A 22734-nucleotide genomic window follows, 5' to 3' on the forward strand; every position below is an offset into this window, starting at 1 on the left:
AACCCTTATTCATTATTAAACTGTTACAATAGCCCCTTAACCGGGTCGTCGAACAAACCTGGAGGTTGTCATGACGATCCGTAATATTCTGATGTCCACTGCCGCGACGATGATTGCGGTTCCCGCGCTGGCAAATTGCCCTGGCGCCACCGTCGCTGATCCAATGGGGCTGGAGCCCGCTTTCCCGCAGCAGTTGGAACTGGCCGAGCTGCAATCGGCTGCATCCTGCACCCTGGAATTCTCGGAAAACCCAGCGATTGCCGACCTGAACGGCAAAATACTTGGCAACGCCGACCTAGCCGCTGTTGCAGACCGTTTGCCGACCGAGCCTCTGGTCGTGATGCCCTATGACAGCATCGGCCAGTATGGCGGCGCGATCACCGGCATCTCGAAAGCGACCGAGTCGGGTACGTCGGACCTTCTATCTGTGCGCCATGTGAACTTTGTGCGCTATGCGGATGACCTGCAGACGGTTGTTCCCAACGTTGCCAAGGCGTGGGACTGGAACGAAGACAAAACCGTTCTGACGATCACGCTGCGTGAAGGCCACAAATGGTCTGACGGCGAACCCTTCACCGCCGAAGACGTTGCCTTTTGGTACAATGATCTGCTGCTGAACACCGACATTCTGGAAAAAACCCCGGATCGCTGGATGTTTGCAGGCGAGCCGATCAAGGTTGAGGCGGTTGATGATGTGACCGTCCGCATGACCTTCCCGGTGCCGACGCCGGGCATTCTGAACCGTTTTGCCGTCGATTATGGCCAGCCGTTCCAGCCTAAGCATTTTCTGGGTCAGTTCATGCCCAAATACAACGAAAACGCCGATGCGCTGGCGCAGGAATACGGTTTCGCCAATGGGGCCGAAGCAGTTGATTTCTACTATGGCGGTTCGGACTGGAAAGACGTTCCCTCGCCGCTGCTGAAAGACGCTGACAAAGCTGCTGCCATCGGCCGCGCGGTTGTGCCGACCCTGGAAAGCCACATCGTTGTCGAAGAGACCTCGGAAGGCCGCAAACTGGTGGCGAACCCCTATTTCCACCAGGTCGACACTGCGGGCAACCAGCTGCCCTATATCAACGAAATCGTTGAGAGCTATGTCAGCGACAAGGAAGTTCAGAACCTCAAGGTCATGAACGGAGAGGTGGTCTGGAAACAGCAGGCGATCTTCCTCGAAGACTTCCCGCTGCTGAAAGAGAACGAAGCCAAAGGCGCCTACACAATCCAGTTCGCGCCGACTCTGGGTGAAAACGTGTTCTTCTCGTTCAACCGCACCCACAACGACGAAGTGCTGCGCGAAATCTTCAACGATGTGCGCTTCAACCGTGCCATGTCGCTGGCAATGAACCGCGACGAAATCAACGAGATCGTCTATCTGGGTCAAGGCACTCCGATGCAGGGTGTTCCGGCCGAGCCCAAGACCGTGTCGTTCATCTCGGATGACGTGCTGAACAAGGACATCGCCTATGACGTCGAGGGCGCCAAGGCCCTTCTGGCCGAAATGGGCCTGAGCGACAGCGACGGCGACGGCACGTTGGAACGCCCGGACGGCAAGCCTCTGGTCATTCGCCTGGTCTATTCCTCGCAGGGTGTGCCGGTGAAAATGATGGAGCTGGTGCGGGACTACTGGACCGCCGTGGGCGTGCGCGTCGACCTGAAAGAGGTCACCTCGGACGAATACCGCGCCTCGGGCAACAACAACGATCTGGACCTGACCACCTGGAAATATGACGGCAATGCCGGCCCGACCATCTCGCAGGATACCACCGTTTTCGTGCCGCCCTTTGGTGACTTCTTCAACCCGGGCACCGGTGCCAAATGGGCCACATGGAAACAGACCGATGGGGCCGAAGGTGTTGAACCCCCAGCCGATATCCAAAAGCTGTGGGATCTGAGCGAGCGGTTCATACAGGCTGAGTTCGGTTCGGACACCAGCAATGAAATCGGTGCAGAAATCGTTAAGATCCACACTGACAACATGCTGAAGATCGGCACCGTCGGTGACATCGTTGCCCCCTTCCTGTGGCGCAACGACCTGCAGAACGTCAAACCCATCAAGTCGAAAACCTACGACTTCTACTGGACCTACCCCTACCGCCCCTCGCAGTGGTGGCTGGAACAGTAACCCCCATACGGGTTTGACATTTTCCTCCGGGGCGTTTGCAGCAGACGCCCCGGAGTTTGCAGTCCAAGCTGCAATCTCGGGACAGACGCATGCTCAGATTCACCGCCGAACGATTAGTAGGAATGGCCATCACGATGCTTCTGGTGTCGATGATGGTGTTCCTGATCATGGAAATCCCGCCCGGAGACTACGCCGACCGCTACGCGTTTCGGAAATACTCGGGCACCGGGGTCAACGTAACTGAGGCCGATGTGCAGGCCATCCGTCAGGAGCTGGGTTTGGACAAGCCCATGTTGCTTCGGTATTTCGACTGGATTGGCGGTATCGTTCTGCGCTGGGATTTCGGGCAGGCATTTGCCTTTGAAACCTCGGTCACAAAGGTGATCGGTGACAAGGTCTGGCTGACCGCAGGCATCCTGTTCGCGACGCTGATCCTGACCTATCTGATCTCGATTCCCGTTGGGATCTACGCGGCCGTGCGGCGCGGTTCGGCCATTGACTATGGTCTGACGATTTTCTCGTATCTGGGCCTCGCGCTGCCGAACTTTCTGCTGGCGCTGGTTATGCTGTATTTCGCCAACCGCTGGTTCGGTGCGGATATCGGCGGCTTGTTCTCGGCCCAGTATCAGGACGCCCCGTGGAGCGTGGCCAAGGTCTGGGACATGCTCAAACACCTGTGGTTGCCTGCCGTGGTTCTGGCCTGGTCGGCAGTGGCCTACCAAATTCAGACCGTGCGCGCGACCATGTCGGATGAGCTGAACAAGCTGTCTGTCACCGCAGCCCGCGCGCGCGGTGTGCCCGAGCGGAAGCTGCTGATCAAATACCCGGCCCGGCTGGCGATCAACCCGGTCGTCTCGACCATCGGGTTTGACGTAAACCGGATCTTTTCCGAGTTGCCGATCGTGGCCGTGGTTCTGGGCCTGACCGAACTGGGTGAGCTGCTGCTGAAAGCGTATCTCGACCTCGACATGAACGTTGCAGGCGCGATCCTGCTGATGCTGACCTTTGCCATCGTGTTCATGAATTTCCTTTCCGATCTGCTGTTGGCGTGGCTTGACCCGCGCATCAAGCTGGGGGTGTGACATTACCGATATGACAGATCCCGAAATGACCCCGGCTCAGCGTCGGGCTGCGGAAAAAGAACGTCAGCAGCTGCTGAAATACTACTCGGCCTCGCAATGGACCCTAATCTGGTGGCGCTTCAAAAAGCACCGCGCTGCGATGTATGCTTCGATCGTGCTGGGGCTGATGGCGCTGGCCGGTTTGTTTGCCGAGATCGTCGCCCCCTATGGCCCGGTCACGCGCGATACGTCCTATATCGAAGGACCGCCGCAAATCCCGCGCTTTTGCGATGACAACGGATGCTCTGTCGTGCCCTTTGTCAACGGCACCAAGACCGAGCGTGATCCGGTGACCCTGCGGGCCGTCTCGGTGCCCGATCCCGAGGTGCGCAACTATCTGGGGCTGTTCGTCAAAGGCGAACCGGTTAAAGTTCTGGGCTTTATTCCAACCGACCGCCACCTGATCGGCTTGCAGAACCCGGACGCCAAGATCCATTTCTGGGGCACGGATGATCTGGGGCGGGATGTGTTCTCGCGCACCATCTATGCCACGCGGACGTCTCTTTCGATTGGTGTGATCGGGGTGCTGATCTCATTCGTGCTGGCGCTGATCATCGGCGGGTTTGCCGGGTATTTCAGCGGCCTCATCGACAACATCATCCAGCGCGTGACCGAGGTGATCCGGGTTGTGCCCATCATCCCGCTTTACATGGGACTGGCGGCCGCCATGCCCAAGGAGTGGTCGACCACACAGGTCTATTTTGCGATGACACTGATCCTTGGCCTTTTTGGCTGGCCGACACTGGCACGGCGCATCCGGTCTCAGCTTCTGTCGATCCGGAACGAAGACTATGTGGTTGCGGCCCGACTGGCCGGCGCGCGCCCCAAGCGCATCATCGGTCAGCACATGCTGCCAAGCTTCACCAGCTTCATCATCGTCGATCTGGTGATCTCGTTCCCCTACATGATCCTGTCGGAGACCGCGCTGTCATTCGTTGGCCTGGGCCTGCGCCCGCCGTCGGTCTCGTGGGGTGTTCTGCTGCAACAGGCGCAATCGGTGCGCGCGATTGAGCAAACCCCATGGCTGTTCATTCCCGCCGTATTCGTCGTGGTGGCCGTTCTCGCCTTCACAGTGATCGGCGACGGGCTACGCGACGCGGCTGACCCTTATGCGGAGGCGAAGTGATGGCAAACATCCTCGACGTCAAAAACCTGACCCTGTCTTTCCGCACCGATGAAGGGCTGATCCAGCCGGTTCGCGATGTCTCCTTCTCGCTTGAGAAGGGTAAAACGCTGGGTATCGTGGGTGAAAGTGGCTCGGGTAAGTCCGTGTCGACCAAAGCGGTGATGCAGCTTCTGCCAAGCATTGCCAGCATCAATCAGGGGTCCGAGATCAACTACATCATGAAAGATGGAAAATCCGTCGATCTGGCCAAGGTGCGCCCCCATAGCCCGCGGATGGGCGTGATCCGCGGCGGTGAGATCGGGATGATCTTTCAGGAGCCGATGGCCAGCTTTTCGCCGATCTACACCATCGGCAACCAGATCATGGAGGCGATCCAGCTGCATCGCGGGCTCAACAAACGGCTGGCGCGTGAGCTGGCGATAGAGATGCTGGACAAGGTCGGCATCACCAACCCCTCCGCCCGCGTCGATCAGTTCCCGCATGAGATGTCGGGTGGCATGCGCCAGAGGGCCATGATCGCTCTGGCCCTCTCGGCGGGCCCGCAACTGCTGATCGCGGATGAGCCGACAACCGCTTTGGACGTGACCATTCAGGCGCAGGTTCTGCAACTGATGCGTGATCTGCAGGCTGAGCTGGGCATGAGCATGATTTTCATCACCCACGATCTGGGTGTGGTCGCTCAGGTCGCGGACGACATTGCAGTGATGCATAAGGGCGAGATTGTCGAGCGTGGCACCGTGCGCGAGGTCATCAACAACCCGCAACAGGCCTATACCCAGCGCTTGCTGGACGCGGTTCCGCGGTTGGACAAAGTCGTCCCGCCCGCGCCGTTGAAGAAAGCGCGAAAGCTGATTGACGTCCACAATCTGGGCGTCGCGTTCGAGGTGCGGAAGAAGAAACTGTTCCGAACCGAGGTTGAAACGGTCCGCGCGGTTGGTGACATCACCTTCGACATCCTCAAGGGCGAAACCGTGGGTCTTGTCGGCGAAAGTGGGTCGGGCAAAACCACCGTTGGTCGCGCGATGCTACGCGCTATTGATCCCAGCGAAGGCGAGGTGATCTTTCACCGCAAGAAAAAGGGCGATATCGATCTTGCCAACGCCTCCGAGGCTGAGCTGCGCGCGGTGCGCAGCAAGATCAACATGGCGTTCCATGAAGGGCCGGTTCAGTTGCACACCCTTGGTGGCAACTTGCTGCGCAGCTTCCGCCCGGAAATGAGCCTTGTCTTTCAGGACCCGTATTCCTCACTGAACCCGCGCATGACGGTGCGGGATATCATCGCCGAACCGCTGGTGGCCTCGGGCCTGATGACAGACCGGGATCAGATCGACGAGCGGGTGCGCGAGATCGCGGCGCGTTGTAAAATCGATCTGGAGCATCTGCGCCGCTTCCCGCATGCGTTCTCCGGTGGGCAGCGGCAGCGGATCTGCATTGCGCGCGCGCTGGTTTCCAAGCCCAAGTTTGTTGTTTGCGACGAATGCGTTTCGGCGCTGGATGTGTCGATTCAGGCCGAGATCGTCGCGCTTTTAAAGGACGTGCAGGCCGAACTTGGTGTCAGCTTCCTGTTCATCGCTCATGACCTAGCGGTGGTCGCACAGATCTCGCACCGGGTGGCGGTGATGTATCGGGGGCGGTTCATGGAATATGGCCCGACTGACAAGATCTTTTTCAACCCGCAGCACCCTTACACCAAGGCGTTGCTGTCCGCCGTACCACACCCTGATCCAGACGCCGAATTCAAACCGATCCGTTTTGAGGGCGACATGATCCATCCCGTTGCCTTCTCTGGCCCGGACGGGGTGTCGCTGCGCATCCCTGATCAGCCCTCGGACGAGCCGATCCAGCTGGTAGAGGTGGATGAGGGGCATTTCGTGGCCTGTCATCTGGATCAGCACGTGACCGCGGAAAGGACCAAGACGCTGGAACCCGCTTAGCCGGTCGAAATGCCCTTGCGGGGGTCACTGGAAAACTGTAGCCAAGCCATAGCTCGAAACTATGTTATGGCACCATTCATATAGAAGATGAATGACATGATTGATCACACCCAAAAACTGCCATCGCCGCATTTCGGTGAACCGTATCTGTTGACTCCGGGCCCATTGACCACGTCGCTGCCGGTGAAAGAGGCGATGCTGCGCGACTGGGGCAGCTGGGACGCTGATTTCCGCGCCATGACGGCTGAGTTGCGTAGCCGCCTGCTGGATATTCTGGGGAAGGACAAAGCCCGCTATGACTGTGTGCCTTTGCAGGGCAGCGGCTCTTACGTGGTCGAGGCGATGCTGGGTAGCTTTGTGCCCAAAGACGGCAAGGTGCTGGTGTTGTGCAACGGCGCCTATGGCAAACGAGCGGTACAGACTCTGGGTTATCTTGGCCGTGACTACGCCGTAATCGACATGGGGGACTATTTGCCGCCGCGCGGGGATCAGGTGGCCGCGGCTTTGCAGGCCGACCCCGCGATCACGCATGTGCTGGCCATCCATTGCGAGACCAGCTCGGGCATCCTCAACCCGCTGCAAGAGATCTCTGACGCCACGCAAGCGGCTGGCCGCAAGCTTTTGGTTGATTCCATGTCGGCCTTCGGTGCTGTTCCGCTCGAGCCGCATGTGATCCCGTTTCAGGCCATGGTCAGCTCGGCCAACAAATGCATCGAAGGCGTGCCAGGCTTTGGTTTTGTGATCGTCGAAACAGATGCGATCAAGGTGGCGGAAGGCAATAGCCATTCGCTCAGCCTGGATGTTCACGCCCAATGGGCCGCGATGGAGAAGACGGGCCAGTGGCGCTTTACCCCGCCCACGCATGTGGTTGCGTCTTTCGTCGAAGCACTGCGCGCGCATGAGGCCGAGGGCGGCGTCGCCGCACGGGGCGCGCGGTATCTTGAGAACCGCAAGACGCTGGTCAAAGGGATGCGCGCGCTGGGCTTTGTCACATTGCTGGACGATGAGTGGCTGTCGCCGATCATCACCACCTTCTTCTGCCCCGGTCATCCGAGTTTTGCGTTTCCGGATTTCTATAACCGCATGAAAGCGCGCGGATTTATCCTGTATCCCGGCAAACTCACAGCAGCCGAAAGCTTCCGGATTGGCCACATCGGACAAGTCGATGCGCATGTGATGCAAGCGGTCGTTGACACCGCAGCCGAGGTGCTGCGTGACATGGGGGTCGACAGTGCCAGACCCTCGGACGAAACACTCAAACAGAAACAGGTTGAACCTGCCTGACGAAAGGAAAGACAATGAGCAAATTCAAAGCCGCCGTGTTTGATTGGGCGGGGACAATGGTCGATTTCGGATCATTCGCGCCGATGGGCGTGTTTGTGAAGGCTTTCGCCAAGTTCGATATCGAAGCCACGATCGAACAGGCCCGCGCACCGATGGGCGCGCCCAAATGGGATCACATCCGCACCATGATGGATATGCCCGAAATCGCCGCTCAGTGGGAGGCGAAATACGGCAACGCGCCAACCGATCAGGATGTCGACAAGGTCTATGAGATCTTCGTGCCGATGAACGAAAAAGTCGCTGCCGACTATGCGGATCTGGTTCCGGGTGGCAAAGCTGCGATTGACGATCTGCGGTCCATGGGCCTCAAGATCGGATCGACCACGGGCTACACCCGCTCGATCATGGAGAACGTCCTGCCGGTTGCCGCCGCTCAAGGCTATGAGCCGGACAATCTGGTCTGTTCCGACGACCTGCCCGAAGGCCGCCCCGGCCCGCTGGGCATGTATAAATGCATGGTCGATCTGGTGGCCTACCCGCCTGCGGCGATCATCAAGGTCGATGACACCGAGCCGGGCATCAAAGAGGGTGTCGCTGCAGGCTGTCTGACCGTGGGCGTATCCCTGTCCGGCAACGCAGTGGGCAAGACACCGGAGGAACTGGCTGCTCTGTCCGCAGAAGAGGTTGACGCGCTGCGCCAGCATGCGACCAAGATCCTGAAGGACGCTGGTGCGGACTATGTGATCGACACGGTTGCCGATCTGCCCGCGCTGATCCGTGAACTGGACAGCGCAGAGGGTTGACCCCATGCTGAAGAAGGCTCCGCGCAATTTGCTGTTCATCGTCATCGATCAGTTCCGCGCGGACCTTCTAGCGGGCGCTTTGGGCCAGCATGTGCCGCTGCCCAACATTCGCGCTTTGGCTGCGCGAGCGGTGCATTTCCGCAACCATCATACGGTTGTGGTGCCCTGCGGTCCGGCCCGTGCAAGCCTGCTGACGGGCCAATACGCCATGAACCACGGATCGGTTCAGAACGGCGTTCCGCTGCGGCGCGATATCCCCAACCTTGCAACGGCTCTGCGCTCCATCGGGCGAGAGCTATTGTTGTTCGGCTATACGGATACGCAGCCTGATCCCAGAGGCTTGCACCCGAATGACCCGGCGCATCTGTCCTACACAGGGCCGATCCCGGGGATCACCGAGGTCACCGAGATGCGTGAGGAAGCGTGGGAGTGGCTCGCCCATCTCAGATCGCGTGGTTATGACGTGCCGGATGCGGGCGACCTGACCGCGCTTTACAGACCTCAGAATGACATGCTCGGAGGGCCAGCACTCTATGACGCGCAGGACAGTGATACCGCGTATCTGACCGACCGGGTTTTGGCACATCTTGACGTGCGCAAATCACAGCCATGGTCTGCCATGGTCACCTATATCCGGCCGCATCCTCCGTTTGTTGCCCCCGCGCCGTACAACGATTTGATCAACCCGCAGGACATCCCGCCACCGGTTGAGGCCACTTTTGAGCATCCGTTCTTTGAGGCCTATCATTCCCGTCCAAGCGGCACGGACATGTTCTGGGGTTTTGACGGACAGCAAGACGCAATGACGCCGGAGCAGATCGCGCTGTGCCGGTCCACCTATCTGGGGCTGGCCGCCGAGGTCGATCACCATATCGGTCGACTTTTTGAGTGGTTGCAAAATGTGGGTCAGTTGGAAGACACGCTGATCGTGCTGACCGCCGATCATGGAGAGATGCTGGGTGATCTTGGCCTTTGGGGAAAACAGACCCCGTTTCGCGCTGCGTCCCACGTGCCCCTGATGTTCTGGCATCCGGATCTTGAGCCTGAAGATATCAACGCATTGACCCAGTCGATTGACGTGGCCCCAACGGTTCTGTCGGCGCTTGGGGCAGCTTCGCCCTCCGAGATGCAGGGCAGCAACCTCTTGGCGCCTGACCGACCCTACGGGCAGGAAGCCATGGTCGAGCTTGAGCTTGGATCGGAGAACGGCCACGGGCGCTTTGAAACCGCATGGCAGTGCCCGCCCGAGCATTGCCGCACAATCGCGTTTGAGAAAGACGGATACCGGCTTGCGCATTTCGCGACGGATATTGAGCCGATGCTTTTTGATGTCGAAAATGATCCCGATTGCACCCGGAATCTCGCGCGGGAAGATCTGCCCCGACTGCATCACCTGCGGGCTGAGGCGCTGTCACACAGGTTGAGAAAAGGCTTGGTCTGAGGTGACCTAGGGTCCTGCCCCCAAAACTTAATACGGTTGAAAAAGCAAAGAAATTAACTCTGAGGTGAGGAATTCCGGAGCTTTTCAGAAATGCTTGCCGCAGTCTCAACAACCGACGCGGCCAAGGTTTCAAGCTTGTTGTCGGGGAATCTGGTGATGGGCCCTGATACTGAAACGCCAGCGACGACATTCTCCAACGAGTCGAAGACAGGCGCCGCGATACAGCGTAGGCCTGGAAAACGCTCTTCATCGTCGATTGCCCATCCTCTTTGCCTGGATGTCTGCAGCTCGTCTTTGAGCTGTTGTTTGTCCGTAATCGAGTTGGGCGTCTGCTGAACCAGTGTCAGCGGGGCCAACAGCTTTTCAAGTGCCGCCTCGTCCATGTACGCCATGATGGCTTTGCCGACACCGGATGTGTGAAAGTAAGCTGCGGTTCCGTTCTTGATCGAGGCGCGGATCGGGTTTTCGGATTCCACCTGAATCAGATACAGCAACTGCCCACCTTCCTCGATGGCGAGGTTCACGGTCTCTCCGGTTTCCTTGGACAGCTTGCGCATCGCGGCTGGCGCGACTTCCAGCAAATTCGAGGCTTCTTCAAACGTATTGCCGATCCGATAAGCCTGCGGTCCGACGCGCCACTTACCATGTTCGGCATCGTTAACCACCATGCCTCGCTGTTGAAGCGTGGTCAGAAGCCGGTGCGCCGTTGCCGTTGGAATGCCTGTCGTTCTTGCGATGTCGACAAGCGTCGCGCCCCGGGCATCTGCGACGGCAATCAGGACACGAATCCCACGATCCAGCGCCCCGACCAGAGAACCTGCGGGCTTTTCTTCATTCGCTTTCAGGCGCGGCCGTCCGCGTCTTGCAACTGTCTTTGGTTCGTTCATTTTTGGCGCGTTTGTCATCTGGCTTGTTGTGAAAAGAGTCTAGCTTGTTCGCAAGTGCAAAAAAATGAAAATAATAAATAACGCAAAATCAATTAGTTGCTCTTATTTTGACGCTCAAAATGAAAGAGTTTCCAAAATATTTTGAAAAATCGCGAATCTGGCTTATCGTAGATTCTATCCGCTGGAGGGCGGGTTTGGTGCCAATGCCGAAGGGATATCGGCGACGGCCCAGTCTAGGGAGGAAACATGACAAAATCTTTGAACCGCAGAAACTTTCTGCGTGGGTCCGCTGTTGTAGGTGCTGGTGCGCTTGCTGCTCCGGCTGTCCATGCGCAGGAAGGAACGACAATGAAGATGCAGGCAGCCTGGGGCGGCGGCATCTTTCTTGAGAACGCTCAATCCTACGTCAACCGCGTCAATGAAATGTCCGGTGGCAAACTGACGATCGAACTTCTGCCTGTGAATTCGGTTGTGAAAACCAGCCAGATGCAGGACGCGGTCCACCGCGGCGTTCTGGACGCGGCGCATTACGTTCCGGCCTACTGGTACTCGAAATCCAAGACAGCATCGCTGTTCGGGACGGGTCCGTGCTTTGGCTGGTCCAGCCAGGAGGTTCTGGGCTGGGTGAACTATGGCGGCGGTCAGGAACTGTTTGACGAGCTGATGGGCATCCTTGGCCTGAACGTTGTTTCATTCTTCAACTCGCCCATGCCCGCACAGCCATTGGGTTGGTTCAAAGAGGAAATCACAAGCTCGGATCAGATGAACGGTCTGAAGTATCGCACAGTCGGTCTTGCGGCAGATGTTCTGCTTGAGATGGGCATGTCCGTTGTGCAGCTGCCCGGGGGCGAGATCCAGCCCGCGATGAAGTCCGGCCTGATTGATGCGGCCGAGTTCAACAACCCCACATCCGACCGCGACTTTGGTATGCAGGACGTGTCCAAACACTATCACCTGGCCTCGTTCCACCAGAGCCAGGAGTTCTTCGAGGTCACGTTCAACAAGGACAAGTTCAACGCGCTTGCGCCCGAGCTTCAAGCGATCCTGAAATACGCGTCCGAGGCCGAAAACTCGAATTTCTACTGGAACAACACCAAGCGCTACGCTGACGATCTGGTAACGCTGGCCGAAGAGCAAGGCGTCAACGTGTATCGCACGCCTGACAGCGTGATGCAGGCCCAGCTTGAGGCTTGGGATGTTGTGGTCGAAAGGATCTCGAACGAAGATCCGTTCTTTGCCAAGGTCGTCGACAGCCAGAAGGCCTATGCGAAGACTGTCATGAACTACCTCAACCTCAACCAGCCGGACTACAAGCTGGCGTACAAGCACTATTTCGGCTGAGGCCTGACAACTCTTTGAAAACGGAAGGTCGCGCTGGTGCGCGGCTTTCTGAACTGCGGGCGGAACAGGCGAGGAACTGACCTTGATCAAGACAATCCACGCCATCGAAGGGCTAAGCCAATGGGTCGGCAAAGCCTTCGGTTGGTGCATCCTAATACTGACACTTTCGGTGTCCTACGAAGTGTTCGTCCGGTACGTGCTGAACAAGCCGACCGTCTGGGCGTTCGATATGATGGTGCAGATGTATGGCGCCCTGTTCCTGATGGCCGGGGCCTATGCGCTGGCGCAAGACGCGCATGTGCGCGGTGACGTGCTGTACCGCCTTTTCTCGGTCCGCTGGCAGGCGCGGGTCGATTTCGTTCTGTATATTATCTTTTTCTTCCCCGGCATGTTTGCCCTGTTCTGGTACGGCTGGGAAATCGCCAAGGACAGCTGGCGCTATGAAGAAGTCAGCTGGAACAGCCCCGCCAGAATTCAGATCTATTTCTTCAAAACTCTGATACCCGTCGCCGGTGTTTTGCTGATGCTGCAAGGGCTTGCCGAGATGGCAAGATGCTGGCTGGCGATGCGAAATGGCGTCTGGCTCGACCGTCTGGATGACGTGCGCGAGACCGAAGACATGCTGATGGAATCAACCGTCGACCGAATTCATACAACAGGCACCAAGCAAGGAGGTCGCAGCGATGACTGACCCACAAGTCGCCATCCTGATGCTCAGCCTCTTTATTGTGCTGGTGCTGTTGGGCTTTCCGATTGCGTTCACACTGCTCGCCATGGGCGTCGCGTTTGGGTATTATGCCTATTACCAGTCGGCGCCAGAGAGCATTGCGGACATCTTCAACAACAACATCTTCTACCTGCTGAACCAGAATACCTATTCGGTGATGGAGAATGACACGCTTGTTGCCATCCCCTTGTTCCTGTTCATGGGCTACGTGGTCGAAAGGGCGAATATCGTCGACCGGCTGTTCTTTTCGCTCTACATGGCAGCCCGCAACCTGCCTGGATCACTGGCGATCGCGGCGCTGCTGACCTGTGCGGTGTTCTCGACGGCGTCGGGGATTGTGGGCGCGGTTGTCACCCTGATGGGTTTGCTGGCCTATCCGGCAATGGCCAACGCGGGGTATCAGCGCAGTTTTGCCTCGGGCGTGATCTGTGCCGGTGGCACGTTGGGCATTCTGATACCACCGTCGATCATGTTGATCGTCTACGCCGCCATTGCCGAGCTTTCTCCGCTGCGCCTTTATGCAGCGGCGGTCTTTCCGGGCCTCATGCTGGCGGGTCTTTACATCGTCTACGTCATGGTGCGTGTCTGGCTGAACCCGTCGTTAGCCCCCAAGCCGCAAGAGGATGATGTTCCGCCAAAACGGCAAATCTACATGGACCTGCTGATTTCATTCGTGCCGTTGACCGTTTTGATCCTGCTGGTGCTTGGATCAATCCTCGGCGGTCTTGCAACACCGGCCGAAGCGGCGGCGATGGGTGCCTTGGGCGGGCTTGTGCTGGCCGTGCTCTACCGGTCGCTCACCTGGGACAAGGTCAAGCAAAGCGTGTTCCTCACGGCCAAGGCCACCGCCATGGTGTGTTGGCTGTTTGTGGGCTCGTGGACCTTTGCGTCGATCTTTTCTTATCTCGGCGGGCATGACGTGATCGAGCATTGGGTTGTTGGTATGAACCTTCAGCCCTGGCAGTTCTTGGTGCTTGCGCAGTTGATCATCTTCCTGCTGGGCTGGCCGCTTGAATGGTCCGAGATTCTGATCATCTTCGTGCCGATCTTCCTGCCCATGCTCGAGACGTTTGGCGTCAACCCGTATTTCTTCGCGATGCTGGTGGCTCTGAACTTGCAGACCTCATTCTTGACACCACCGATGGCTATGTCGGCCTACTATTTGAAGGGGGTCCTCAAAAACCAGATCCAGCTGATGGAGATCTTCCGAGGTCTGATGCCCTATCTGGCCATTGTGATCCTGTGCATGGTGCTGATGTATCAGTTCCCGGGCATCGCGCTGTGGCTGCCTGACTACCTCTTCGGGGTCTGGGTGCCATGACCAAATACGATCTGTCATTGTTCTCGGCGGTTCAATCCGTCGAGGGCATTCGGGACGGGCGTATCTCTTCCGAGGCACTTGTTGAGGATTGTCTCAAACGCATCGAAGAGACCGACAGCACGATCCGTGCCTGGGCTTACTTGGATGCGGGCGTAGCCCTGGATCAGGCGCATGAGCTGGATCGCATTCGCAAGGCCGGACGGGCGACAGGCCCCTTGCACGGGGTTCCCATTGGGCTGAAGGACATTGTCGACACAAAAGACATGCCCACGCAGCGGGGCACTCCGATCTTTTCGGGTCGACGGCCGGAGGCAGATGCAAGGCTGGTTGAATGCCTGCGCGAGGCCGGCGCCGTTATCATGGGCAAGACCAAGACGACCGAGCTTGCCTTCATGCATCCGACCGACACGACCAACCCTTTCGACACGTCTAGAACACCAGGGGGGTCGTCCAGCGGATCGGCTGCGGCCGTTGCCGCCAGACATGTGCCTCTGGCCATCGGCACTCAGACCGGGGGCTCGGTCATCCGTCCGGCCTCATACTGCGGCGTCTATGGTTTCAAACCCACGCGCGGAATGATCTCGCGGCATGGGGTTTTCAGGACGTCGGTCTCGTTGGACCACGTTGGGGGGTTCGCCAACGCGCTGGAAGATATCGCTTTGTTGACGAATGTGGTGGCTGGATATGACCAGCGCGACCCCGCCAGCTTTGCCCGGCCGCGCGCGGATATGCTGTCCGGCGCGCTGGCGGAGGTTCCGGTCGAACCGAACATTGCCTGGCTTGATTTTCCGTTCAACGACCGCCTTGATGAAGATGCGCTTGAGGGGCTGAACGCCGTTATCGAGGGGCTTGGTGAAAGGGTCGAGCGTTTTTCGGTATCGCCGCAACTGGCCGATCTGATCACCGTTCACAAAACGATCTATGACTTTGAGATTCGCCAGAACATGGCGGAAATCTCGAACGCGCATTGGCCGGATCTCAGCCCTGAGATGCAATCCGCAGTCACCCGTGGAGGAGATATCAGCGAGTCCCAATATGAAGACGCCTTGGCCGTAATGGCGTCCGCTCAGGGCTTTTTCGCCGAGTATTTCAATGAATTCGACGCAATCCTGGCCCCGGCAGCAACCGGCGAACCCGTGCCGCTGAGCGCGGGCCATACCGGAGATTCCGTTTTCTGCCTCACCTGGACACTGGCAGGTTTGCCCTGCCTCACGCTGCCTTTGTTGGTGGGGCAGAATGACCTGCCCATTGGTGTCCAGCTGATCGGCGCGGTCGAAGAAGACGATCGGCTTCTTCGCACAGCTTCATGGGTTCAAAGAACCCTCAGAACGCAAGAATAAAAGGGAGAGCAATCCTATGTCACGACTGACAAATATTCTCATGGGCCTCATCGGTACCGGCCTGATGATGGTGTTCGTTCTCGGGCTTGCCCACAGTATCTCGACCGGTTTCGCCGGGTTCTGGGGCGGGTTTCCGTTCTTGTGTATTGCGGTCTTCGTCATAGCCCTTGCGCTGTACAATTTCTGGGAAGACGCGATCAAAAAGGACTGACCCAATGAGCGATAGACCCGTTCTCTGGCTACCGCGTCGGGTGTCCGATGCCACGATTGCGCGCGCACGACAAGGCTATGACGTGATCCTGAACGAGGCCGACACGCCAGGCACTGCAGACGAGATCATCGCTATGAGCGCGAAGGTCGACGCGATGATGCCCTGTCACTCGGAACATTTCTCGGCCGAGGTCGTTTCAAAGCTCAATCCAAGGCTGAAGATTTTGGCGAACCACTCAGTGGGCGTAGATCATTGCGACCTTCCGGCGCTGGCGGCGAAGGGGATTGTTGTGACAAACACGCCCGACGTGCTGTCGGACGCCACGGCCGAGCTTGCGATGTTGCTGATGCTGGGTGCCGCGCGGCATGCGGTTCGAGGGGATCGCCTGATGCGCACCGGTGCCTGGGACAGTTGGAGCCCGTCCTTCATGGTCGGCAAACAGCTCACGGGCGCTCGGCTTGGGATTGTCGGTATGGGTCGTGTGGGCCGCTCGTTCGCAGAAAAGGCGCGCGGTTTCGATATGGAGATTCACTATTTCAACCGCAGCCGCCTGTCACCTGAACAAGAGCAAGCCGCGACATACCACGACAGCATCGACACGTTGTTGACTGTGGCGGATTTCCTATCGCTGCATTGTCCCGCAACACCTGAAACTGTGAATCTGATGGATGCTGAAAACCTGGCAAGGCTGCCAGACGGCGCAATACTTGTGAACTCGGCAAGGGGCGCGCTTGTTGACGAAGACGCGCTGCTGCACGCGATCGAAAGCGGCAAGCTGGCCGCTGCTGGGCTTGATTGCTTCAAGACTGAGCCGGGTGGCAATCCGAAATTCGCCGCGCATGAAAACATCTTCATGTTGCCGCATATCGGCAGCGCCACAACCAAAACCCGAGACGCTATGGGCTTTCGTGCTTTGGACAATCTGGACGCCTTTTTTGCGGGTCAAACACCGCGAGATCTTTTGTAGTAGAGGACTCAACTAATGGCTAAACTTGCTTTTCTTGGCTTGGGGGTGATGGGCTATCCGATGGCAGGCCACTTGCAGGCTGCAGGCCACGACGTGACGGTTTTCAACCGGACGGCAGCCAAAGCCGAAGCCTGGGTTGCCGAACATAGTGGCTCGATGGCCGCAACCCCGCGCGAGGCGGCTGAGGGGGCAGAATTTGTCATGACCTGTGTGGGGAATGACGATGACCTGCGCAGCGTTTGCACGGGTGCGGACGGAGCGTTCTCCGGGATGTCGCAAAGCACCACGCTCGTGGACCACACAACCGTTTCGGCGAAAGTCACGCGCGAGTTGTATGCGGCGGCGAAGGATCAGGGTTTGGGCTTTGTAGACGCGCCGATTTCGGGCGGTCAGGCCGGGGCCGAGAACGGTGTCCTTTCGATCATGTGCGGCGGGGATCAGTCTGTATACGATGCGGCCGAGCCGATCATGCAGGTCTATTCGAAGATCTGTCGTCGGATTGGCGAAAGCGGTGCGGGTCAGATGACGAAGATGAGCAACCAGATTGCGATCGCCGGTCTGGTTCAGGGCTTGAGCGAGGCCCTGCATTTCGCCGAGAAAGCGGGTCTGGACGGGCGCGCGGTCGTCGAGGTTATCAGTCAGGGCGCAGCCGGAAGCTGGCAGATGGCGAACAGGTATGAGACGATGCTGGACGACCACTTTGACCACGGGTTTGCCGTAGATTGGATGCGCAAAGATCTGGGGATTTGTCTTGATACTGCAAATGAAACTGGGGCGAGCCTTCCGGTGACTGCGCTGGTCGATCAGTTTTACAAGGACGTGCAGAAACTCGGCGGTGGCCGCTGGGATACCTCGTCTTTGCTAAAAAGACTTCGGGCCTTGGATTGAACAACACGCCTCCGATTTCCACGCCTCCCGGCTGAGCGCTTGCAAAGCAAACCGAGGTAGGGCGGCGATTTACCTGACACGCAGTTCAAGCGCCAGATGGTTCGTTAGCCCAGGCGCTTTTTGAACCTCAGCGTTGCTGCCAGCAATCCGAAAATGGCAAAGCCGATCATCCACAGGATCTCCGAGCGCAGATCATAGAGAGAGGCATCGCGCAGAACCACGCCCCGGATCATTTCCATGAAATGCGTGGCCGGCAACACCTGTGCGATGATCTGAACCGGTTGAGGCATGCCGTCGAACGGAAACATGAACCCGGACATCAGGATGGACGGCAGCAGGATAAAGAGGGTCATCTGCATCGACTGAAGCTGGTTCTGGGCCAGCGTGGAAATCACCAGCCCCAGCGAGAGGCTGGCGATGATGAACAGCAGCGTCACCACCAGCAATGTGCCCAGCCCTCCGTTAATGGGGACGTCAAACAGAAGATGCCCGAGCCCCAGAATGATCGCGACCTGGATCAGGCCCAGAAAGATGTAGGGAATGATCTTGCCCAGCATCAACTCGATCGACTTGATCGGCGTGTTGATCAGCATCTCCATGTTCCCGCGTTCGCGTTCCCGAACGATCGCGGCCGAGGTGAACAGGATCATCGTCATCGTCAGGATCACCCCCACAAGACCTGGCACGATATTGACCGCGGATCGCTGTTCGGGGTTGAAGTACAGCGTCACCTCAAATGTCGGAACCTGCCGGTTAGGATGCAGCCTTAGCAGTTCGGTCAAGGGCATCGTCCGCAGGGATTTGATCGCGCTTGCCACCATCGTGTCCGAGCCATCGACGATCCAATGCGCGACGGGTCGACTGCTGGTTTGATCTGTCGAATTGGGCAAGCCCAGCCCGACAGAGGGGCTGCGGGCAAGGCGCTGGCTGACGTCTGCAGGGATGATCAGTGCGGCCCGCACGCGGGATTGCGTGATAGCGCGCTCGGCCTCTTGTGGCGTTGTCAGTTGCTCGGTGACGGTTACGACCTGTGTGGCCTGAACCATCTGAGTCAACATTCGGGATAGCTCGGTTTGGGATTGATCGACCACAGCCACAGGCACGTGGCGCAGATTGGTGTTGATCGCGTATCCGAACAACAAAAGCTGGATCAGCGGGATCATGATGACCATGGCGAAGGTCATCCTGTCCCGACGCAGTTGCAACAGCTCTTTCCTAAGGACGGCTGCGATCCGGCGGGCCGAGATCATGGGTCTTCCCCCCGCGTGGCGCTGACAAAGACATCCTCGAGATTTGGCCTCTGGGGTGTCAGAGACAGATCGGAAAACCCCTCGAGCCGGGCGCGCAGCATGTCCACCGGCTGGGGTTCGGACTTGTCCACCAGAACCCGCAAGCGAGAGCCGACCTGAGCGGTCGACAGTGTCTTTGGTGTGCCGTCCAGCTCATGTTTGACCTTGCGCAGATCCGGGCCTTCGACCTCGACAACGTCGGCTTGAAGATCATTCATAAGCTGGCGCGGTGATCCGTCCGCTTTCTTGACACCATGCTGAAGGATGGCCAGACGGTGGCAGCGCTCGGCCTCATCCATAAAATGGGTGGAAACGATCATGGTGGCACCCTGATCGACCAGATCGAACAATTGCTCCCAGAATGTGCGGCGTGTTTCGGGATCAACGGCTGAGGTCGGCTCGTCCAGAAAAAGTAGTTTTGGCCGGTGAAGGATCGTGGCCGCAAGGGCCAGCTTTTGCCGCTGCCCTCCGCTCATGCTGCCGCTGAGTTGATTTACGTTGGTCGTCAGGTCGTAAGTGTGTAGCAGCTCGTCAATCCGATCTTTCGCTGCTTTTGCCGGGATACCGTAGATTTCTGCGGCGAACCTGAGGTTCTCCAGTACCGTCAGGTCGCGGTAGTAGGAGAAGATCTGGGTCATGTACCCGATCTCATTCTTCAGCGGTTCAGCCGCCTCAGGCATAGATCGACCCAGAACCGAGATGGATCCGCTGGTCGGTGTCAGTAGCCCGGTCAACATGCGCATGGTCGTGGTCTTGCCGCAGCCGTTGGGGCCAAGAAACCCGTAGATCTGGCCTGTTCTAATCTCAAGATCCAGATCGTTGACGGCGGTGTTTGTTCCAAACTGCCGGGTCAGGCCGCGTGTCGATACGACGACATCTGTCATGGCATGGGAACCTGCACTGGAACGCCGGCTGGCAGATCCGGCGACGCGGTGGGCAGGTCAATCTCGGCCAGATAGACAAGCCGCGTTCGGTCATCTTGGTTCAAGCCATAGTAGGGCGTAAAGGACGCGTCATCGCTGATCCAACGGACCACGCCGTCCAGCGGGTCATCCAGCCCATCGACATTCACCTTCAGCGTATCGCCGGGTTTCAGGTTCACGCGATGCGGTTCGGGCACATAGACGCGGGCATAGGGAGTTTGCCCCGTGACCAGAACGGCCACCGGGCTGCCGGTTGTAACCCGTTCGCCAAGGTTCCAGGGCAGCGAATCCAACACGCCGTCGCGCGTTGCAACAACGGTCAGGTCCTCCAAGACGGTCTGTTCCGCATCGACCGACGCTTCGGCTGCGCGGACGTTGGCTTCGGCGACGGCCAGATCTTCGGGACGAGTGCCGTTCTGAAGCTCTTTCAACGTTTCCTGAGCACCGACCAATTCAGCCCGCGCCGAGTCCCGCAAGGCCAGATCATTTGCGACCTGCGCCTCGGTCACGACCGAGTTTTCCACCAAACGGGCATTGCGTTCATAGATTGCTTCAGCATCGGCCAATCGCGCGGTAGCTCCGGCGACCTTGGCTTGGGCAATCGCGATTTCTTCCTCGCGCGGCCCAACCTGCAGCTTCAAAAGCGTGGCTTTTGCTTTTTCCAGTTCGGCTTGCGCCAGGTTCAGCTTTGCGGTCTGTAATGTGGGATCAAGTTGAACCAGCGTGTCTCCGGCCATGACGACCGAACCTTCGGCAGCGGGTAGATCGACGATGATTTCGCTGGCCGTCGCGGTCAATGCGACGCGGTCGCGTGCCAGTACGCCAAGGGCTACACTCGTATCCGAGGCAGAGCATCGGTCCAGAACCGCAGGCAGTATTGCGGCCAATATCATAGGTATGGGGATCGACAAATTCAGCACGGGGTCCCTCCGGGTGTTAACCTCTGCTCGAGTTGGACGGTTTGTTGAACCATACAATCATGAAATCGGAATTGTATATGTTGTCTAGCCTTCCGCGAAGACCGCACCGATCATGCGATGCGTTGTGCCGGTTTCAAACCTTAAGCTTGTCCTGACACACCATTTACCTGCCATGCCTTCGGCAGTGTTGGATCAATGGGGTTCTCAAAAGCATCAAAAGTCAAAACGCGCGCTGTCATAGCGGGCGAAAAGAACATCGCAGTCATCAGACTCCTGACGAATGGGTCTGGGGAAATCCAGAATTTCAAACCCGTTCTGACCCATGAAAGAGACCAGCTCTGAGAACCTGTATCCACCCACATAACGCCGTTTTACATTCGCTTCGGCCAACACAAATTCGGTTCTTTTCAGGGTTTCGGTTGCGCCTTTCATGACCTCCAACTCGAACCCTTCGGTATCAATCTTTATGCCGATCGGGCCCTGCAGGTCCGCCGTCAGACTGTCCAGCTTGCGCATTGGAACCTCGCGCGTTTCAAACGATGCGAACTGGGCTTTGTTCCGCCCTTCGAACTCCATGGCCGTTGCTCGGCTTGTGCGAGTTTTCGTGGCCGTTGAGGGGATGTTGACTGTGATGTTGCCGTCTTCGGGACCTAGGGCGCAGCATTCGAACTGGAATTCCAGTTTGCCTTCGTATTTTTGGACCCTTTGCTGGGATTCGATCAACGGGTCCACAAGCAGGAACTTTGCTTGCGGAAAGGCGTCGTAGATCATCGGGGTGCCCTGATCTACGCCAATATCGATGACGGATTCAGGCTGAAACCCGAAGCCCCGCAAAACTGCGGCGGTTGGTTTGGTCTGTTCGATTTCAAACCCACGGCGCGACAAGGCACGAAACAGCTTGCGCGGTCGGATTTCGGCGCCCGGCTCTTTTGGTGCTAGGTCTACCCCCAGCTCACGCAAGTGACGAAGGAACAGGCGAGGTGTCGAACGTGTCATGTCGTGGGCCGGTCTGGTTGGTGTTCAAGAAGGATGTTCATCAGCTTGGGGCTTATCACCTCGGGCGCGTGCATTTGCGCATGGTTCAAACAGGCCTGTCGCAGCCTCTGATACTCTGAGGTTTCCATCTGCAGCGATCGGATCATGGCGCGGATCAACCCTCGGGGCAAGCTTGGGTCATAGAGTGTTGTCTCATGCAGTTCCGGCGGCGTGATTTCCTTCATTTCGCGCAGGGCAGGGCCGATGATAGGTAATCCGAAACTCAAGGCCAGAGAAACAGTGCCCGAGCTGAACAGCTCGGAATAGGGGGCTAGAAAGAAATGCGCGTTCGAGAAGATTTCGGGGATCTCCTCATCCGGGATACGGTCGGTTCTGAGCGAAATGTTCTCATTCCAGCCTAGGCGCCTCAGCAACCGTCTTTGGCTGCCGAAAGCCTTGCCGTACATGTTCAGACTATAGTCATAGTCCCGCTTTGTCAGCTTAGCGGCGGCGTCCCGGATGCGCTCTGCCCCTTTTTCTCCTCGAAACATTCCGAAGAACAAAAATGTGGTTGGTCTGCGATCCGGCATAGGGCGCGCCAGCGTGATGCTTTGCGGCTCGTACGACCCGAGGTAGCTTGGATGGGAAATCACATGAATACGGCTCGGGTCGGCCCCGTATTCCGAGATCATGTGATCGCGGGCATGGGGGGCGTGAACGTGGATGGCGTCGGCCCGTTTGACCAGCGATTGGCGGGCTTGGCGAAAACCGCCAAGGCTGATCACTTTGTGCGGGCGGGCGTTGTGAATGGTCCAGACCAACCGACCGCCCTGCGCGCGGTAGCTGTCAATCGACAGTTCCGCCTTGTGCAAAAGGTCCGTGTTCTTTTGTGCATCGGCATCACGGCCAAAGATCCGGTCATCCCAATGCAGATGGGTCACTGGGTGTTTGGTCGCATTCAAACTCAGAAGTGCGCCTTTGCCGCCGCCGACAAACTCGACCCTGTCCGCCGCGCAGCGATAAATCAAATTGCGCTGATAGGGGTTTCCGTCGGCGGTCGGAATGTTGAGGACCTGCACAGGATTTCCGCCGTTCACATGGACCTGCCGATTTC

The 22734-nt window shown here is 58.0% G+C and carries 20 protein-coding genes; 14 read left to right on the forward strand and 6 right to left on the reverse strand.

Annotation, left to right across the window (positions count from 1 at the left end; all coding sequences use genetic code 11):
- Positions 1-70 precede the first annotated feature (70 nt).
- The 7 genes from ACR0B5_RS15125 (at position 71) to ACR0B5_RS15155 (ending at position 9831) form a co-directional block, all read left to right on the forward strand.
- A complete protein-coding gene (locus ACR0B5_RS15125) occupies positions 71-2122 on the forward strand; it encodes an ABC transporter substrate-binding protein (RefSeq protein ID WP_480541482.1) in 2052 nt (683 codons plus the stop codon).
- Positions 2123-2211: 89 nt separating this feature from the next.
- Positions 2212-3204 carry an ABC transporter permease gene (locus ACR0B5_RS15130; RefSeq protein ID WP_480541484.1) on the forward strand — a complete coding sequence of 331 codons (993 nt, stop codon included), beginning with the start codon at positions 2212-2214 and terminating at the stop codon, positions 3202-3204.
- A 10-nt stretch (positions 3205-3214) separates the two neighbouring features.
- Positions 3215-4369 carry an ABC transporter permease gene (locus ACR0B5_RS15135; RefSeq protein WP_480541486.1) on the forward strand — a complete coding sequence of 385 codons (1155 nt, stop codon included), beginning with the start codon at positions 3215-3217 and terminating at the stop codon, positions 4367-4369.
- On the forward strand, positions 4369-6303 hold the full coding sequence (locus tag ACR0B5_RS15140; RefSeq protein WP_480541488.1) for an ABC transporter ATP-binding protein: 1935 nt from the start codon (positions 4369-4371) through the stop codon (positions 6301-6303). Before ACR0B5_RS15135 ends, ACR0B5_RS15140 begins: the two co-directional genes overlap by 1 nt.
- Before the next feature lie 96 nt (positions 6304-6399).
- Positions 6400-7587 carry a 2-aminoethylphosphonate--pyruvate transaminase gene (locus tag ACR0B5_RS15145; protein WP_480541490.1) on the forward strand — a complete coding sequence of 396 codons (1188 nt, stop codon included), beginning with the start codon at positions 6400-6402 and terminating at the stop codon, positions 7585-7587.
- Between the two features lie 14 nt (positions 7588-7601).
- Positions 7602-8390 (forward strand): phosphonoacetaldehyde hydrolase, encoded by a 789-nt coding sequence (phnX, locus tag ACR0B5_RS15150; RefSeq protein WP_480541492.1) that lies wholly within the window; start codon positions 7602-7604, stop codon positions 8388-8390.
- A 4-nt stretch (positions 8391-8394) separates the two neighbouring features.
- Positions 8395-9831 (forward strand): sulfatase-like hydrolase/transferase, encoded by a 1437-nt coding sequence (locus tag ACR0B5_RS15155; RefSeq protein ID WP_480541494.1) that lies wholly within the window; start codon positions 8395-8397, stop codon positions 9829-9831.
- A 53-nt stretch (positions 9832-9884) separates the two neighbouring features.
- On the opposite strand, the gene ACR0B5_RS15160 is transcribed toward ACR0B5_RS15155, so the two are convergent.
- Positions 9885-10718, reverse strand: a complete 834-nt coding sequence (locus ACR0B5_RS15160; RefSeq protein WP_480541496.1) for an IclR family transcriptional regulator — start codon at positions 10716-10718, stop codon at positions 9885-9887.
- A gap of 246 nt (positions 10719-10964) precedes the next feature.
- Here ACR0B5_RS15160 and ACR0B5_RS15165 point away from each other — a divergent pair, with 246 nt between their 5' ends.
- From ACR0B5_RS15165 to ACR0B5_RS15195, 7 genes are all read left to right on the forward strand, one after another.
- The gene (locus ACR0B5_RS15165) at positions 10965-12059 is read left to right on the forward strand and encodes a TRAP transporter substrate-binding protein (RefSeq protein ID WP_170380352.1); all 1095 of its coding nucleotides are present in this window, start codon (positions 10965-10967) and stop codon (positions 12057-12059) included.
- A gap of 82 nt (positions 12060-12141) precedes the next feature.
- Positions 12142-12750: a TRAP transporter small permease subunit gene (locus tag ACR0B5_RS15170; RefSeq protein ID WP_170380353.1), complete on the forward strand. Its 609-nt coding sequence runs from the start codon at positions 12142-12144 to the stop codon at positions 12748-12750.
- A complete protein-coding gene (locus ACR0B5_RS15175) occupies positions 12743-14107 on the forward strand; it encodes a TRAP transporter large permease (protein WP_170380354.1) in 1365 nt (454 codons plus the stop codon). The genes ACR0B5_RS15170 and ACR0B5_RS15175 overlap by 8 nt, the downstream gene beginning before the upstream one ends.
- Positions 14104-15447, forward strand: a complete 1344-nt coding sequence (locus tag ACR0B5_RS15180) for an amidase (RefSeq protein WP_480541498.1) — start codon at positions 14104-14106, stop codon at positions 15445-15447. Before ACR0B5_RS15175 ends, ACR0B5_RS15180 begins: the two co-directional genes overlap by 4 nt.
- A 16-nt stretch (positions 15448-15463) precedes the next feature.
- Complete coding sequence (locus ACR0B5_RS15185; protein WP_170380356.1) at positions 15464-15658, forward strand: hypothetical protein; 195 nt, start codon at positions 15464-15466, stop codon at positions 15656-15658.
- A gap of 4 nt (positions 15659-15662) precedes the next feature.
- Entirely contained in the window at positions 15663-16625 is a 963-nt protein-coding gene (locus ACR0B5_RS15190) for a 2-hydroxyacid dehydrogenase (RefSeq protein WP_480541500.1), read from the forward strand.
- A 15-nt stretch (positions 16626-16640) separates the two neighbouring features.
- A complete protein-coding gene (locus ACR0B5_RS15195; protein WP_480541502.1) occupies positions 16641-17513 on the forward strand; it encodes an NAD(P)-dependent oxidoreductase in 873 nt (290 codons plus the stop codon).
- A gap of 104 nt (positions 17514-17617) precedes the next feature.
- Here ACR0B5_RS15195 and ACR0B5_RS15200 read toward each other — a convergent pair whose 3' ends face one another.
- The 5 genes from ACR0B5_RS15200 to ACR0B5_RS15220 all read right to left on the reverse strand — a co-directional run bounded on the left by ACR0B5_RS15200 (position 17618) and on the right by ACR0B5_RS15220 (position 22699).
- Positions 17618-18763, reverse strand: a complete 1146-nt coding sequence (locus ACR0B5_RS15200; protein WP_480541504.1) for an ABC transporter permease — start codon at positions 18761-18763, stop codon at positions 17618-17620.
- Positions 18760-19686: an ABC transporter ATP-binding protein gene (locus ACR0B5_RS15205; protein WP_480541506.1), complete on the reverse strand. Its 927-nt coding sequence runs from the start codon at positions 19684-19686 to the stop codon at positions 18760-18762. Before ACR0B5_RS15205 ends, ACR0B5_RS15200 begins: the two co-directional genes overlap by 4 nt.
- Positions 19683-20645 (reverse strand): HlyD family secretion protein, encoded by a 963-nt coding sequence (locus ACR0B5_RS15210; protein ID WP_480541508.1) that lies wholly within the window; start codon positions 20643-20645, stop codon positions 19683-19685. Before ACR0B5_RS15210 ends, ACR0B5_RS15205 begins: the two co-directional genes overlap by 4 nt.
- Before the next feature lie 213 nt (positions 20646-20858).
- Complete coding sequence (locus ACR0B5_RS15215) at positions 20859-21641, reverse strand: FkbM family methyltransferase (RefSeq protein ID WP_480541510.1); 783 nt, start codon at positions 21639-21641, stop codon at positions 20859-20861.
- On the reverse strand, positions 21638-22699 hold the full coding sequence (locus ACR0B5_RS15220; protein WP_480541512.1) for a glycosyltransferase family 4 protein: 1062 nt from the start codon (positions 22697-22699) through the stop codon (positions 21638-21640). The genes ACR0B5_RS15215 and ACR0B5_RS15220 overlap by 4 nt, the downstream gene beginning before the upstream one ends.
- Between the last annotated feature and the right edge of the window lie 35 nt (positions 22700-22734).

The organism is Ruegeria sp. AG1, assembly GCF_056541705.1.

Excerpts from the sequence above, each read along its gene's own strand:
- ACR0B5_RS15125 (WP_480541482.1), top strand. The coding sequence starts at position 71 with ATGACGATCCGTAATATTCTGATGTCCACTGCCGCGACGATGATTGCG.
- ACR0B5_RS15130 (WP_480541484.1), top strand. The coding sequence starts at position 2,212 with ATGCTCAGATTCACCGCCGAACGATTAGTAGGAATGGCCATCACGATG.
- ACR0B5_RS15135 (WP_480541486.1), top strand. The coding sequence starts at position 3,215 with ATGACAGATCCCGAAATGACCCCGGCTCAGCGTCGGGCTGCGGAAAAA.
- ACR0B5_RS15140 (WP_480541488.1), top strand. The coding sequence starts at position 4,369 with ATGGCAAACATCCTCGACGTCAAAAACCTGACCCTGTCTTTCCGCACC.
- ACR0B5_RS15145 (WP_480541490.1), top strand. The coding sequence starts at position 6,400 with ATGATTGATCACACCCAAAAACTGCCATCGCCGCATTTCGGTGAACCG.
- phnX (WP_480541492.1), top strand. The coding sequence starts at position 7,602 with ATGAGCAAATTCAAAGCCGCCGTGTTTGATTGGGCGGGGACAATGGTC.
- ACR0B5_RS15155 (WP_480541494.1), top strand. The coding sequence starts at position 8,395 with ATGCTGAAGAAGGCTCCGCGCAATTTGCTGTTCATCGTCATCGATCAG.
- ACR0B5_RS15160 (WP_480541496.1), bottom strand. The coding sequence starts at position 10,718 with ATGAACGAACCAAAGACAGTTGCAAGACGCGGACGGCCGCGCCTGAAA.
- ACR0B5_RS15165 (WP_170380352.1), top strand. The coding sequence starts at position 10,965 with ATGACAAAATCTTTGAACCGCAGAAACTTTCTGCGTGGGTCCGCTGTT.
- ACR0B5_RS15175 (WP_170380354.1), top strand. The coding sequence starts at position 12,743 with ATGACTGACCCACAAGTCGCCATCCTGATGCTCAGCCTCTTTATTGTG.
- ACR0B5_RS15180 (WP_480541498.1), top strand. The coding sequence starts at position 14,104 with ATGACCAAATACGATCTGTCATTGTTCTCGGCGGTTCAATCCGTCGAG.
- ACR0B5_RS15185 (WP_170380356.1), top strand. The coding sequence starts at position 15,464 with ATGTCACGACTGACAAATATTCTCATGGGCCTCATCGGTACCGGCCTG.
- ACR0B5_RS15190 (WP_480541500.1), top strand. The coding sequence starts at position 15,663 with ATGAGCGATAGACCCGTTCTCTGGCTACCGCGTCGGGTGTCCGATGCC.
- ACR0B5_RS15195 (WP_480541502.1), top strand. The coding sequence starts at position 16,641 with ATGGCTAAACTTGCTTTTCTTGGCTTGGGGGTGATGGGCTATCCGATG.
- ACR0B5_RS15200 (WP_480541504.1), bottom strand. The coding sequence starts at position 18,763 with ATGATCTCGGCCCGCCGGATCGCAGCCGTCCTTAGGAAAGAGCTGTTG.
- ACR0B5_RS15205 (WP_480541506.1), bottom strand. The coding sequence starts at position 19,686 with ATGACAGATGTCGTCGTATCGACACGCGGCCTGACCCGGCAGTTTGGA.
- ACR0B5_RS15215 (WP_480541510.1), bottom strand. The coding sequence starts at position 21,641 with ATGACACGTTCGACACCTCGCCTGTTCCTTCGTCACTTGCGTGAGCTG.